Raw genomic sequence first — 14,378 nt, 5'->3', positions numbered from 1 at the left:
GGCTTAGAAGATGTTTGACCGCTCATACTGTTTGGGCCATTCCACGTTTTGTGCCTTGAGGGCAGCCGCAGCCCGCAGTGGCCAGGCCGGATCGGCCAGCAGCGCCCTGCCCAGAATCACCAGGTCGGCCTGGCCGTTGGCAATCACCGATTCGGCAAGATCCGGGCTGTGAATCAGTCCGACGGCGCCGGTGGCAATGTCGGCCTGTGTTCGCACCGCCTGCGCCAGCGGTATCTGGTATCCGGGATGGATAGGTATTTGCTGGCGTGGATCATTACCGCCTGAGGAACAGTCTATCAGGTCAACATCGCCCTGGAAGCGCAGCAAGGTGGCGAGACGAACCGTGTCTTCGAGGGTCCAGCCGCCGTCTACCCAGTCGGTACAGGACAGACGAAGGAACAGGGGCAGATCGTCTGGCCACTCCTGGCGCACCACCCTGATGGAGTCCTGGAGGAAACGGATCCGGTTCTCGAACGAGCCACCGTACTCATCGGTGCGCTGATTGCTCAGCGGTGACAGGAACTGATGAATGAGATAGCCGTGGGCTCCGTGCAGTTCCAGGGCCTGGAACCCCGCCTCCCGCGCCCGCCGGGTGGCGGAGCGAAGCGACTCCAGTGAATCGGCAATCTGCTCCCGGGACATGGCCTGGGGTACCTGCCACTGGCTGGCGTAGGGCACGGCCGAGGCCGATACCAGGTCCTCCCAGCCTCCGGTATCCGCCCGCAGCGGGTGCGAGCCCTCCCAGGGTCGACCTACCGACGCTTTACGCCCGGCGTGGCCAAGCTGGATGCCGGGCACGGCGCCCTGCTCGGAGACAAAGCGGGCGATGCGGGCCAGCCGATCGCGCTGTTCATCGTTCCAAAGACCCAGGCAGAAGGGCGTGATCCGCCCCCGCGGTTCAATATGCACCGCTTCGGTGAATACCCAGCCGGCGCCGCCTGCCGCCCGTGCCCCAAGGTGCACATAGTGCCAGTCGTTGGACAGGCCGTCCTGGCCGGAATACTGGCACATGGGTGAGAGCATGATCCGGTTCCGGGCCGTTACAGAGCGAAACTGGATCGGCCGGAACATGTGCGGGTTCGGATCCCGCCTCAGGATCCGGCGGGCGTTTTCACCGCCGGAGCGTGAGTCGGTAACCGGGGGGCTTGATTCCTGTGTTTGGTCAGTCATCGCGTAGATTCCACGTTGTTGTTGGAGTAAGTGGTCATCCGGGTGGTCAACACGGTGGTTACCTGGCGCTTTCGATGGCCAGTGCCAGGCGCAGCAGAGTGTCGTCCGAACCGTTTCGGCCGATCAGCATTAGCCCGCTGGGCAATTCGCCCTGGGCATGGTTCGGCAGGCTGATGGCGCACAGGTCCAGCATGTTGGCCACGGTCGGGTTGCGCAGAACCAGCAGGTTCAGGCGGGCGTAGTCGTCGTCGGCTGCCAGCTCCTCAAAGGTGGGTGGCACGATGGGCACGGTTGGTGCCAGCAGGCCGTCGTAGTCCTGCAGCCACTGGTCCGCTTCCTGTTTTCTGGCCTGCCGTCGCCGGCAGAGCTCAAGGTAATCCGCGGCATTGATGCTGGCACCTCGCTTGATCCGACTGCTCACGCGCGGGTCGTACTGGTCTCCGTGCTGTTCCAGCGATCGCCTGTGGACAAAGTAGCTCTCGGCGGCCGTGAAGCCACCACCTTCCATTAACTCCGGTATGGCAGCGAGCACCGGTGCCGGCGCCTCAATAAGGGTTGCGCCGGCATCGCGCAGGGTTTTCAGACGCCGTTCGAAGGCGTAGGCAACGGTGTCGTCCATCCCATCCAGCATATAGTCCTTGGGCACAACGAAGCGCAGGCCTTTCAGCGAGAGGAAACGGATCGGCCGGTAGGCATGGCCGGACAGCACCGCATCCAGACGGGCGCAGCAATCGACCGTTGGTGCGATTGGCCCAATGGAATCCAGGGTGTCAGACAGCGGGAAAGTGCCATCCCGTGGTACCCGGGACTGGCTTGGTTTGAATCCGGTCAGACCGCAAAACGCCGCTGGTATGCGCACCGAGCCACCGGTATCGCTGCCAATGGCGCCGGCGGCCATGCCCCGTGCCACCGCCACGGCCGCGCCGGAGGAGGAACCACCGGGAATCCGGCCCGGTGCCAGCGGGTTCTCTGGCGTACCGTAATGCGGGTTCAGGCCAAGCCCGGAATAGGCAAATTCGGTCATGTTGGTGTGGCCGGTGAGTACGGCCCCTTCGCGGCGCAACCGGGAAACGATCCGCGCGTCACGGCTGGCCGGAGGCTGCCAACCCCGGGAGCCGGCGTGGGTAACCTCGCCCCTCACATCGAACAGAACTTTCAGGGCGATGGGCAGTCCGGCTAGCTGGCCTCCGGAAAGCCCGGCTGTGCGTAACCGATCGACGGCCTCTGCCTCGGCCCGGGCGGTCTGCTCGAAACGCCGGGTGTAAATGCAGGCGTCGGCCTTGTCCTCAAGGTCAGCCTGGCTGTAACAGCTCGCCAGCAGATCGCGGGCGTTGTGGCTGCCGCTGGCCAGTTCATCCAGCAGGCTTGCGAGCGGGGTCATCGGGTTCATGCGATCACCGGCAGGGTCTGGATATCGTACCGGTGCTGAAGCTCCAGCCCGGTCACCGGGTCCTTCAGCACCATGCGGAAGGCATCCGCGGGGCGCAGTTCGCCAATCACCGGCAGGGTGCCACAGAGCATGGCCTGGCCTGGCGCCAGCTCGGGTTTGTCGAGACCGAAACGTTTCAACAGTTCGGCCGGGTGCAGCAAACCGGTCACCGGCCCTTCCTGGTAGAGTGCTTCCTCGCCATCAATCGTCGCATAGGAGGCCATCTGTAGATCGTCCCAGTGATCGATTACCTGGTCCAGGCGCCAGACCTGCGCACCAACGGGCTTGGCGCAGACCTGCTTGGAGTGGGCCACCGACCAGGCTTCCGCTTCGCGATCGGTATGATCCGAGCCGATACCCACAAGGGTTCCCTCGGTGCTGCCAATCAGCACCACTTCCACTTCGCCACTGGTCTGCCCACCCAGCACCTGAATGGTCGGCGCGGTGGTCAGCTGGTTGGCCGCTACCCGGTAGAACAGCGGCGTTGCCGAGGGCGGAGTAACGCCGATGGCTTTCAGTTCTTCAATGTGTTCATCAATGGCGGCCTGCACCCGGCCCGCCCAGCCAGCGATGACCAGCTGGTGGATGTCGATATCCAGGCTCTCTCCGGTGTTGGCAAGGTAAAACGTTGTCATCGGGTGACTCCACTGGTTTCAGGCATGGTTTCTCTTGATCAATTCTTCATTAATTCTTCATCAGTTCGGGCAGGAAGGTGGCCAGCTGCGGGAACAGGACAAGCACCAGCGCCATCAGGAACATGATGCCCACGTAGGGCATGGCACCCTTCATCACGTCGCTGAACGGACCGCCTTCGCGAACGCCCTGCACCACATACAGGTTCAGGCCGACCGGCGGGGTGATCAGGGCCATCTCGATCAGCAGGATAATCAGGATGCCCAGCCACACCGGGTCAAAGCCCATGCCGATGATGATCGGGGCTACAATCGGGATGGTAATCACCATCAGCGACAGCGTTTCAATGAAGAAACCCAGGATGATGTATAGCAGTATGGCGAGCATGAGGGTGGAATAGGGGCCCATGCCGGCGCCTTCCAGGAAGCTGGTCAGCTCCCGGGTAATGCCCGCCGACGCCAGCACGAAGTTCAGGAAGTAGGAGGCGATGATGATGAGGATGATCATGCCAGTGGTCTTCATGGTGCCGTCCAGGGCCTCGACAATGATGCCGACGGACAACTTCTTCATGAATGCGGCGATGGCCAGGGCACCGAGCACGCCGAGGGAGGCGGCTTCGGTTGGCGTTGCCAGACCGGTATAGATGGAACCCACAACGATCCCGAACAGCGCCAGTACCGGCACCAGATGCCGCAGGCCGGAGATCCGCTCGCCCCAGCTGTGTGAGACGCTGGGCCCGCCCAGGCTGGGTTTCCAGATGCAGATCAGCGCGGTGCCCACGATGAACATCAGGGCAAGCAGGAGACCGGGGATCAGGCCGGCGGCAAACAGCTGCGGGATCGACGTTTCCGTGAGAAAACCATAGACAATCAGGTTGATGGACGGCGGAATCATGATGCCCAGGGTGCCACCGGCGGCAATGGAGCCGGTAAACAGCTTCGGGTCGTAGCCCATGTCCCGGCCCTGGGGCAACGCCACCGTACCGATGGTCGCGGCGGTGGCAACGCTGGAGCCGGAGGTGGCAGAGAACAGGGTGGCGGTGCCGACGTTGGCGTGCAAAAGCCCGCCCGGCAGCCAGGAGAGCCAGCTTTCCAGGGCCCGGTAAGTACCGCGGGCAATACCGGTGCGTACGAGGATCTCCCCCAGCAGAATGAAGAGGGGAATAGCTATCAGCAGGTATTTGTCCGAGGCCGACCAGAGCACGTCCCCCATGGCGTTGATCAGGGGGAACGGCGAAAAGAGTTCGGCCAGCAGCAGCGCCAGGGCAATCAGCGTGGCGGCAACAGGCACACTCAGCAGCAACAGGGCCAGCAGAATCAGCAGCGCAGTAATAATCATGAGTGTGCCTCTCTGTTTTCTTCTTTGATCTGCTCGTCCATGGTCGGGCTGCCTGCCAGTTCCTGCACACGGTCAGACTGACCGCCGAGCAGGGCAAACAGGACTCTCAGGGACATCACGCAAACCGCGAAACCAAACCAGACCAGGCCAATCATCCACAGGGCCTGGGGCATCCAGAGCGGTGTGCCCAGCGGGGTATTGGCGGTGGAGCCGCCGCTGTAGGAGGCACTGATCACTTCGTAAACCGCATCCACTACCAGAATGGAGAACATCGCCATGGCCAGGAGTGCCACCAGATCAAGGGCTCCGCGCACTTTCATGGGAAAGTTCAGGTACAGGGCGTCAATGCGAATGTGCGCCTTGCACATCAGGGTGTAGGCGAAGGACCAGCTGGCGCTGATCGCCATGATGTAACCGATCAGTTCCGTGGCATGAACCGCCGAGCGACCCATGAACTGCCGGGACAGCACTTCGATGGTCACCAGGACCACCGTGAGCAGGATCAGCACCCCGCCAGCCCGGGCCAGCCAGAGTGAGCCGGTCTGGACACCTGCCAGTACCCGGTCGAGAAAGGAATTCACCTGGTGAAACATGTCGTTCTCCAGGGTGCCCGGGCGTGTAGCGACGCCCGGGCACCAGGTCGGTTGTACGATGGCTTACTTGGAGGCCTCAAGGCCGGTAACGGCGCCAATGGTCTCGTTCCAGCGGTCCACCCACTTCTGGTCAACGCGCTGTGCCCAGTTCGGCAACAGGGTTTCTTCCAGGTGGCGTGAAGCCTCGGAGAAGTCGTTGTCCGTGGCCTTCACCAGAACCATGTCGCCGGGCTCGCCGCGGGAGCAGTCGCCGTTGCCGGTCAGGCAGGCGATACCTTCGCGGGTTTCCTCAACCGCAGACGCCCACACCGGGTCCTCGTAGTTTTCCTTGATTTCCGCCATCAGCCATTGCCGGGTTTGCTCGGACAGGGAGTTCCACTTCTTGCCGTTCATGGCGGTGACGACGTGGTCCCAGCCGCCCACTGGCAGCGGGTAAAGGTGGGTCGATACTTCGTGCCAGCCGGAGCTGTAACCGGACAGCGAGCCGGTTACGGCGCAGTCAATAACGCCGCGCTGGAGGGCGCCGGGAACCTCACTGAAGTTCAGGGTGATGCCTTCGGCGCCCAGCGCCTGCAGGAACTCGGCGGTGGTTCGGCCACTGGCGCGCACTTTCTTGCCCTTCAGGTCCTGCAGGCCATCAATCTCCGCATTACAGAACACCATCTGCGACGGATAGGGCACCACGGCCAGCAGCTGGGCACCCTTGTAACGCTGCCTGAAGGCATCGGCCAGCACCGGGCGATAGGCCTCGGCCACTTTGCGTGCGGTCTCGACATCGGGGGCAATCATCGGCATGTCCAGGCCTTCCAGCTCCGGCGCATCCTCAACCGCATAGTCGGCCACCGTAGAGCCCACTTCCAGAACATTACGAGCCATCAGTCGGAAGACTTCGCCACCGCCCAGGCCCATCTGGTCAAAGGTGGTGACCTCGGTGCTGATCTGGCCGCCGGAGGCTTCGGGCACATGTTCCTGCCAGAACGGACGCTCGAAGTTCTGGTACAGCGACAGGCTGCTCCAGCTTCCCACGTAATTGATGCTGGTGTCGTCGAGCTCCTGGGCATGGACGCTGGTGCCTGCCATGGCAAGAGCAATGACGGTAGCGGTGGCGAGGGGATTTCTTGTCGTCATGGTTGTTTCCTCTTTCTTCGATGGTCTTGCTCGGTTTGTTTAGAAAAGGGCCAGGTCGCGGTCCGGGATGTCCGTTACCAGCATGTGGCCCGGGCTGTGGGTGATGGCGAAGGACACACCCGAATCAATCAGAACCTGCTGCGGGGTGACGCCGCAGGCCCAGAACACCGGAATTTCATCGTCCTGTACTGAAACAGGATCGCCGTAGTCGGGTGCGTGCAGCTCGGAGATGCCAATGAGCCCCGGGTTGCCCAGATGGACTGGCGCACCGTGCACCTGGGGGTAGCGGGTGGTGATCTGGATGGCGCGAATTACGTCGGCGGCGTTGAACGGCCGCATGGACACCACCAGGTTGCCCGAGAAGCCGCCGGCGGGAGTCAGCGCCACTGATGTCTGGTACATGGGCACGTTCCGGCCCTGGTCGATGTGCCGGACGCGCAGGCCTGACTGGATCAGAGCGTGCTCGAAGGTAAACGAGCAGCCCAGAGCAAAGGTCACCAGATCGTCCCGCCAGTAATCGGCTACGTCGGCGACCGTGTCGGTGGCGGTGCCATCGCGGTAGATGCGGTAGGCGGGCACATCGCGGGCAATGTCGAGATCGTTGGCCAGCGCATGGCAGGTGCGGGCGCCGGGCTCGCTAACAGCCAGCAGAGGACATGGCTTGGGGTTCGCCTGGCAGAAACGCAGGAACCCGGCCGCCTCCGATTCGGGCAGGATCACCAGGTTGACCTGCACATAGCCGCTGGCCAGTCCGGAGGTGGGTCCTTTGAGCAGCCCGTCACGCGCCGCCTGGCGCACCGCGGTGGGTGTGGATTGCGCGTTGAGAGAAGATGACGCTGACATGGTGCTGCCTCAAAAATGGATGATTTTTACATTTAAGTCAGAGGCGCTGATAAATACAATTCGAAAGATAGGATCAGTTTTGATCGAAAAACCTGATCAGTCAGCGGTGCCGGGCGTTGGCGGGACTTTCTGGCCGGAGGGTGCCCGGGTTTCGGCGATGGCCAGTGCCAATTCCGCAATGGCCTGAACCACATTGCCACCCGGCCCGGAACGGAACGCGGCGCTGAACGCCAGGTCCGGCACCCTGGCCGCAACCTCAAACCGCCTGAGAGTGCCGGCGCTGAGTTCCCGTTGCAGGATTTCCCGTGGCAGTGCGCTGACGCCCAGGCCGTCGACGGTCATGCGGATGATGGTCGAAAGTGAGGAGCTGGAATGGATGCGGGTGGAATGGTTCATCGGGTCCACCAGCGAGCGGATCGCCATGTACGGTTCGCTTTTTCTGGGGTAGGTCACGATGGGCCAGGTGGACAGTTCCTCCAGAGACAGGGGGCGCTTTGGTAGATCGAGTTTCGGGCTGGCCACCCAGATCAGCGAATAGCGGCAGAGTTTCCGGTTGATGATACCCGGCTGGTTGACGCCGCCCATCAGAAAGGCGATGTCGATTTCATGATTCACCAGTTTCTCCGCAAGATTGACGGAGATGTCGACATCAAGCTCCAGATTGATGGCAGGATACGCCTCGCTGACTCGCTCGATCAGTTGCGGCAGCCAGGTGTGGGCGATGGTCTCCGAAACGGCCAGGCGAATGGTTCCCTGAATGGAGGAAGGCTTGGCCACCGCCTGCAGCATTTCCCCATGCAGGCTGAGCATCTTTTCCGCGTAGATCAGGAACTCGCGGCCCTTGGCCGTGAGTGTGATCTGTCGGCCCGAGCGATCGAACAGCTCCACACCCAGCTGGTCCTCCAGCCCGGCGATTCGCGCGGAAACCGACGGCTGCGACGCATAGACCCGGTTCGCTGCCGCCCGGAAACTGCCCAGCCGGGCAATCCAGATGAAGGTTTCCAGGGTTCGAATGTTCATGAGTCTACCGGGCAGCCAGGGTTTATACGGAGGATAGGGCAGGCGGCCCCGCCCTGCCAAAACAGCGTATCGCAAGTGGACCGAGTTCATGGTATACCAGCGGTCGGAAAGTTTTGTTCCTAACGATCATTCTGTAACAGCCCAATCAGTCCGGAAGTTGCCAACATGCCAAGAGCCAGTGAAATCAAGAAGAACTCCGCGGTGGAATACGACGGCCGCGTTTATTTTGTCAAGGATATCGAGCGTTCCGTGCCCCAGGGTCGCGCTGGCGGCAGCCTCTACCGGATGCGCATGTACGACGTGGTCACCGGCCAGAAGCTCGATGAGACCTTCAAGGATTCGGACATGCTCAACCTGGCGGACCTGACCCGCCGGGAAGTGACCTTCTCCTACGCCGACGGTGACGAGTATGTGTTCATGGACACCGAGGATTTCACCCAGTACAGCCTGAACCGCGAAGCCATCGCAGAGGAGCTTCTGTTTATCAGCGAGGACACCCAGGGCGTCATGGTGATCCTGCTCAAGGACGCGCCGGTTGCGCTGGCACTCCCGCCCACTGTTGAGCTGGTGATCGATGAGACAGATCCTTCCGTGAAAGGCGGCTCAGCAACGGCGCGAACCAAACCCGCGCGCTTTAACACCGGTCTGGTGGTGCAGGTGCCGGAACACATCTCCACCGGCGATCGCATCCGCATCAACGTTGAGGAGCGCAAATTCCTGGGTCGTGCCTGACCCTGCATAGCACCGGAACCACAACGCACCAGAACAGGGATACCCCTTGAAAGCTGTAGACACTGTAAAGGTACTGGTGGCCAGCGTCATTTCCGTGGTGGTGATGGTCGGGATAGCGCGGTTTGCCTACACCCCGATGATCCCGGAAATGGTCGCGGCCCTCGGCCTGAGCAAATCGGTGGTCGGGCTTCTGGCCACCGTTAACTATGCCGGCTATCTCACCGGCGCGGTTCTGATTACCCGAATCAGCGATCTCGCCCTGAAGTATCGGCTATACCAGCTGGGGCTGGTGGTCGCGGTGGTGTCCACTGCGCTCATGGGGTACACCACCAACGTGTGGCTGTGGAGTCTGCTGCGCTTTATCTCCGGGCTGAGCACCTCTGCAGGTATGTTGCTGGGCGCCGGCCTGCTGATGAGCTGGTTGATCAAACACAACCAGAAGTCGGAGCTTGGGGTGTTCTTCTCGGGCATTGGTCTTGGCATTGTGCTCACCGCCGTGGTGGCCGAGCTGATCAAGGAACCTTACGCCTGGGATCAGCAGTGGGTGATCTACGGGCTGGTGGCCCTGGCGCTTCTGGTGCCGGCCTGGTGCTGGATGCCGGATTACCGCACCTGCGCTCTGCCACGAACCGGCGCCGCCGGTTCCGCTAACGAACGCAGCCGGTTTATACGGTTGTTGCAGCTGGCCTACTTCTGCGCCGGCGTGGGCTATGTGGTAACGGCCACCTTTCTGGTGGCGATTGCCGAGTCCATGCCCCGGCTTGAAGGTCAGGGCTGGCTGGTGTGGCTGATTGCGGGTGTCGCCGCTACCCCCGCCTGCTGGTTGTGGGATGTGTTCTCCCGGCGCTGGGGCCAGTGGCTGGCGCTGTATCTGGCCTATGCCCTGAATTCGGTCAGTATCCTGATGCTGCTCGTGAATACCAGCCTTGCCAGCGTGATGCTCAGTTCGGTGATCTATGGCGCCAGCTTTATTGGGATTGTCAGCATGATGCTGGCGATGGTGGGGCGGGTGTTCCCGGAAAATCCGTCCCGGCCCATGAGCCGGCTGACCTTCAGCTATGGTATTGCCCAGATGCTGGCGCCAGCCGTGGTGGGTTACCTGGCCGATGTAGAGGGTAATTACACCAGCGGGCTGTGGCTCACACTGGTGGTGATGGCGCTTGGCGTGGTGGTGCTGCACCTGGCCCGGCGGGCCAAGGACGCACAGGCGGCGCTGGCCGTCTGATTACATGCCGGCGTCCTTCACGTTCTCCATGACCACGAAAGTGCTGGTCTGGAGCACATGGGGCAGGGCCGAGATTTCCTCCCCCAGCACCTGTCGGTATTCGTGCATGTTACGGGTGCGCACTTTCAACAGGTAATCAAAGTTGCCGGCAATCATGTGGCACTGTTCCACCGCTGCCAGGTCCTTGACCGCATGGTTGAAGGCGGTGAGGGCGGCGCTGCTGGTGTCGTTCAGGGTGACCTGGGCGAACGCGATGTGACTCAGGCCCAGTTTGGTCTGGTTGACCAGCGCGGTGTACCCGGTGATGAATCCCTGCTCCTCGAGCCGGCGCATTCGCACCTGGCAGGGCGTCTTGGAGAGCCCGACCCGAGAGGCAAGCTCGGTTACCGTAATCCGGGAGTTCTTCTGCAGTTCGCGGATAATTGATTGATCAATTCTATCCAAATCGGCCATGGTTCGGGCTCCGGGCTGGATTAACGGCTAAATCCTTCTGCAAATATAATCGAAACTCCTTCCTGGCGAAACTTTATGGTCAAAGCGACTTTGGGTGCTTGCGTATACTGGATGTGGAATCCGCCCACGTGTCACGCTTGCAGCCCGGAGAAGATTGATGACCGATTCCCGCCCATTACAACAACAAACCCTGCTTGAACAACTGGCCGATGTGCTCGAAAACCAGAGCGACGGTGATGCCGGCTCCCTTGAATTGCGGGAACTGGTCGCCCGGATGGTGGAGGAGTCGCGCTCCTGGGATGATGACCTGCATGCGGCACTGATTCGACGCTTCGGTGAAACCCACGGTGGTCGCTACGGACAGGTGTTCAGCGGCAGTTTTCCCTCGGCCTACCGGGCCCGGTTCAACGTCGCAGAAGCCCTGGCCGACATCGAACAGATCCAGTCCATTGCCGTCAGCACCGACGTGCCCATGCGCTTCTATCAGCCCAGGGATCCGGCCGAAGGCGGGTTTCATTTCAAGCTTTACAGTGGTGGCCAGCCGGCGGTGCTTTCGGATGTGATTCCGATCGTCGAGAATCTGGGCATGCGGGTGCTGGGTGAGCATCCCTATCGGATTCGCCGGCGAGATGGCGAAACCTTCGGAGTCAGTGATTTTTCCGTGGAATTGCACGAGCGCTGCCGGGGCGGCGATCTCGAAGCGGCCCGGGATCGCATCCAGGCGGCCTTCCGGGAAATCTGGAACGGCTTTGCCGAGAACGATGACTTCAACCAGCTGATCCTGCTGTGCAACATGGGCTGGCGGGAAGTGGCCCTGCTGCGGGCCTACGCTCGCTACATCAAACAGCTGCGTTTTGGGTTCAGTCAGCCCTTTATTGCCGAAACCCTGGCCCGCTACCCGGACCTGACCGGTCGTCTGGTGGCCCTGTTCCATGCCCGTTTTGATCCCGATATCGACGACCCTGATCATCGCACCGGGCGTTGCCGGGAAATCGAGGTGGGTATCCAGCAGGCCCTGGAATCGGTTGAAACCCTGGACGACGATCGCATCCTGCAGCGCTTTTTTGTGCTGATCAGGGCCACCCTGCGCACCAACTATTTCCAGCGCGGGGTGCATGGCGAGCCTCTGGCATACCTGTCCCTGAAGCTCGCGCCCGCCGACATACCGGACATTCCGCAGCCGCGCCCCAGGTTCGAGGTGTTTGTCTATTCACCCCGGGTGGAGGGCGTGCACCTGAGGGCCGGGCCTGTGGCGCGGGGCGGTATCCGCTGGTCGGACCGGGTTGAGGATTACCGCACCGAGGTGCTCGGGCTGGTAAAGGCCCAGCAGGTCAAGAACTCGGTGATTGTGCCGGCCGGCGCCAAGGGCGGTTTCGTGGTGAAACAGCACTCACCGGAGGCCACCCCCGAGCAGGTGCGTGCCGAAGGCGTAGCCTGCTACCAGACCTTTATCCGAGGGCTGCTGGACATCACCGATAACCTTGAGGAAGGCCGGGTCATTGCCCCTCAGAGGGTGGTGCGTCACGACGGCGACGACCCCTACCTGGTGGTTGCGGCCGACAAGGGCACGGCGACCTTCTCCGACATCGCCAACCTGCTGGCCGGGGAATACGGTTTCTGGCTGGGGGATGCGTTCGCCTCCGGCGGCAGCGAGGGCTACGACCACAAGAAAATGGGCATCACCGCCCGGGGCGCCTGGGAATCGGTCCGGCGGCATTTTCTGGAACTGGGCGTGGATACCCAGACCGATGAGTTCACGGTGGTCGGCATTGGTGACATGGCCGGCGATGTCTTTGGCAACGGCATGCTGCTGTCGGATCGTATCCGGCTGGTGGCCGCCTTCAACCACCGGCATATTTTTATCGACCCCGATCCGCAAGCCGGGCCGTCGTTCCGGGAACGCCAGCGGCTGTTCAATCTGCCCGGTTCCAGCTGGGCCGATTACGACCGAAGCCTGATCAGCGAGGGCGGTGGCGTGTTTGCCCGCTCCATGAAGTCCATTCCTGTCTCGGACGCCATGGCCCGGGCTCTGGGAATCCGCGACCGGGCGGTTACGCCCAACGAATTGATCCGGGCTATCCTGCGGGCGCCGGTAGACCTGCTGTGGAATGGCGGCATCGGTACTTACGTCAAGGCCGCTTCGGAAACCCACGAACAGGTTGGCGACAAGGCCAACGACGGGCTTCGCATCGACAGCCCGGAATTGCGCTGCAAGGTACTGGGCGAGGGTGGCAACCTCGGTGTTACCCAGAAAGGCCGCATCGAGTTTGCCCGCCGCGGCGGTGCCGCCAACAGCGATTTCATCGATAACGCCGGGGGCGTGGACTGCTCCGACCACGAAGTGAACATCAAGATCCTGATGAACGACCTGGTGCATCAGCAGCGAATGACTCTGGCCGAGCGCAATCACATGCTCCGGGCCATGACCGACGAGGTCGCCGGGCTGGTGCTGGCCAATAACTACCGGCAGGCCATGGCCCTGAGTCTGGCGGTCAATCCTGCGGTTGCCCATCTGGACCAGTACGAACGCCTGATGCGGCGCCTGGAGAGCGAGGGACGCCTGGATCGCGGCCTGGAGTTCCTGCCCTCGGATGAAGAGCTGGAGGCCCGGCGCGAACGGGGCGAGGGGCTTACCCGGCCGGAACTGGCGGTACTGGTGTCCTACGCCAAGATCGAACTCAAGCAGGCGCTGGCCGTATCCGACATTGTTCGGCAACCAGGGTTCAGTGGCGCGCTGCATTCGGCGTTCCCGCCATCCCTGCTTGCCGCCTTTCCGGATGAGATCAACAGCCATCCGTTGAGGGCCGAGGTATCGGCCACACAGATTGCCAACGACATCGTCAATCGCATGGGCATCACCTGGTTTGATCGAATGCGCAGCACCACCGGTGCCGACGCCGGCCGGATTGCCGCCGCCTATCTGATCTCCCTGCGGATACACGACGTAGACGCCCAATGGAAGGCCATTGAAGCGCTTGATGGACAGGTGGACGCGAGCGTGCAGGCGGATCTGTACGCCGATGCCATTCGCCTGGTCACGCGCAGTGCCAGCTGGCTGCTGCAGAACCGGAAACAGGCCCTGGACCCGGTAGATTGTGTTGCCGCTTACCGGGGCGCATTGGCCGACGTTCTGACCTCAAAGAGCCAACTGGAATCGGTGATTCCTGCAAGTCGCTGGCAGGAACGCTATGCTGAATATGGTAAGAGGCAGGTTCCGGATGCTTTGTCGCTCTGGTGTGCCTCCGCTGAAAGCCGCTACTGGCTGATGGATATGGTGGAAATTGCCCGGCAGCTGAACGAGGAGCTGGCATCCGTGGCCTGGGTCTACTTCACGCTCGGTGAGAGCCTGAACCTGACCTGGCTTGATCGACAGATGCGAAGCTTCCGGGCCAATGGCCACTGGCAGGTTCTGGCAACCATCCATTTCCGGGATGAGCTGGACCACCAGCTACGGAACCTGACATTCAGTGTGTTTTCCGAGCCAGTGTCGGGTGAGGGCGTACCACAGGCCCGGCTGGAGGCCTGGCGTCAGGACAAGCGCATGGCCCTGAGCCGGTGGCAACGCATGCTGAGTGACATGCAGGCTGCCAACGAAGTGGATTGTGCTGTTTTCTCGGTGGCCCACGGGGTGCTGAGGGAACTGGCAGCCAAAGCCGGGTAGAGGCCTGGAAGCCAAATTGCCCAAAAATTAAATTCAGGAAATAAACTTGGGTTGTAGTGAGTCGTCAAAAAAGACGTAACGAGGTGCCAGGCCAAAATTTATAGACAAATAGTCTTTGTTGATCTGGGTAGAATGCCGGAGAGACAAACAACT

At 61.7% G+C, this 14,378-nt stretch carries 12 protein-coding genes; 3 read left to right on the top strand and 9 right to left on the bottom strand.

Translation table 11 applies throughout. The features are described from left to right. Positions 1–3 precede the first annotated feature (3 nt). From ACFC20_RS06345 to ACFC20_RS06310, 8 genes are all read right to left on the bottom strand, one after another. A complete protein-coding gene (locus ACFC20_RS06345) occupies positions 4–1,071 on the bottom strand; it encodes an NADH:flavin oxidoreductase/NADH oxidase (RefSeq protein WP_375192321.1) in 1,068 nt (355 codons plus the stop codon). Positions 1,072–1,228: 157 nt separating this feature from the next. Continuing rightward, positions 1,229–2,560: an amidase gene (locus ACFC20_RS06340; protein ID WP_375192261.1), complete on the bottom strand. Its 1,332-nt coding sequence runs from the start codon at positions 2,558–2,560 to the stop codon at positions 1,229–1,231. After that, positions 2,557–3,234 (bottom strand): DUF2848 domain-containing protein, encoded by a 678-nt coding sequence (locus ACFC20_RS06335; RefSeq protein ID WP_375192260.1) that lies wholly within the window; start codon positions 3,232–3,234, stop codon positions 2,557–2,559. The genes ACFC20_RS06340 and ACFC20_RS06335 overlap by 4 nt, the downstream gene beginning before the upstream one ends. A 49-nt stretch (positions 3,235–3,283) precedes the next feature. Beyond that, complete coding sequence (locus ACFC20_RS06330) at positions 3,284–4,570, bottom strand: TRAP transporter large permease (RefSeq protein WP_375192259.1); 1,287 nt, start codon at positions 4,568–4,570, stop codon at positions 3,284–3,286. Beyond that, positions 4,567–5,163: a TRAP transporter small permease subunit gene (locus tag ACFC20_RS06325; RefSeq protein WP_375192258.1), complete on the bottom strand. Its 597-nt coding sequence runs from the start codon at positions 5,161–5,163 to the stop codon at positions 4,567–4,569. Before ACFC20_RS06325 ends, ACFC20_RS06330 begins: the two co-directional genes overlap by 4 nt. 63 nt (positions 5,164–5,226) lie before the next feature. Then, a complete protein-coding gene (locus ACFC20_RS06320) occupies positions 5,227–6,291 on the bottom strand; it encodes a TRAP transporter substrate-binding protein (protein WP_375192257.1) in 1,065 nt (354 codons plus the stop codon). 39 nt (positions 6,292–6,330) lie between these two features. Continuing rightward, complete coding sequence (locus ACFC20_RS06315; protein ID WP_091987211.1) at positions 6,331–7,134, bottom strand: putative hydro-lyase; 804 nt, start codon at positions 7,132–7,134, stop codon at positions 6,331–6,333. A 96-nt stretch (positions 7,135–7,230) separates the two neighbouring features. Next, positions 7,231–8,154, bottom strand: a complete 924-nt coding sequence (locus ACFC20_RS06310) for a LysR family transcriptional regulator (protein WP_375192256.1) — start codon at positions 8,152–8,154, stop codon at positions 7,231–7,233. A gap of 165 nt (positions 8,155–8,319) precedes the next feature. Here ACFC20_RS06310 and yeiP point away from each other — a divergent pair, with 165 nt between their 5' ends. Then, positions 8,320–8,886, top strand: coding sequence for an elongation factor P-like protein YeiP (gene yeiP / locus ACFC20_RS06305; RefSeq protein WP_375192255.1), 567 nt, complete (start codon positions 8,320–8,322; stop codon positions 8,884–8,886). A gap of 46 nt (positions 8,887–8,932) precedes the next feature. Beyond that, positions 8,933–10,111, top strand: coding sequence for a YbfB/YjiJ family MFS transporter (locus ACFC20_RS06300; RefSeq protein WP_375183326.1), 1,179 nt, complete (start codon positions 8,933–8,935; stop codon positions 10,109–10,111). Here ACFC20_RS06300 and ACFC20_RS06295 read toward each other — a convergent pair whose 3' ends face one another. Next, positions 10,112–10,564: an Lrp/AsnC ligand binding domain-containing protein gene (locus ACFC20_RS06295; protein WP_091987203.1), complete on the bottom strand. Its 453-nt coding sequence runs from the start codon at positions 10,562–10,564 to the stop codon at positions 10,112–10,114. A gap of 157 nt (positions 10,565–10,721) precedes the next feature. Between ACFC20_RS06295 and ACFC20_RS06290 the strand changes: the two genes are divergently transcribed. After that, positions 10,722–14,225 carry an NAD-glutamate dehydrogenase gene (locus ACFC20_RS06290; protein ID WP_375192254.1) on the top strand — a complete coding sequence of 1,168 codons (3,504 nt, stop codon included), beginning with the start codon at positions 10,722–10,724 and terminating at the stop codon, positions 14,223–14,225. The last annotated feature ends 153 nt before the right edge of the window (positions 14,226–14,378 follow it).

Source organism: Marinobacter sp., from assembly GCF_041984545.1.
In the GTDB taxonomy this organism is placed as follows: Bacteria; Pseudomonadota; Gammaproteobacteria; order Pseudomonadales; family Oleiphilaceae; genus Marinobacter.
This window is presented reverse-complemented; position numbering and strand designations above follow the sequence as displayed.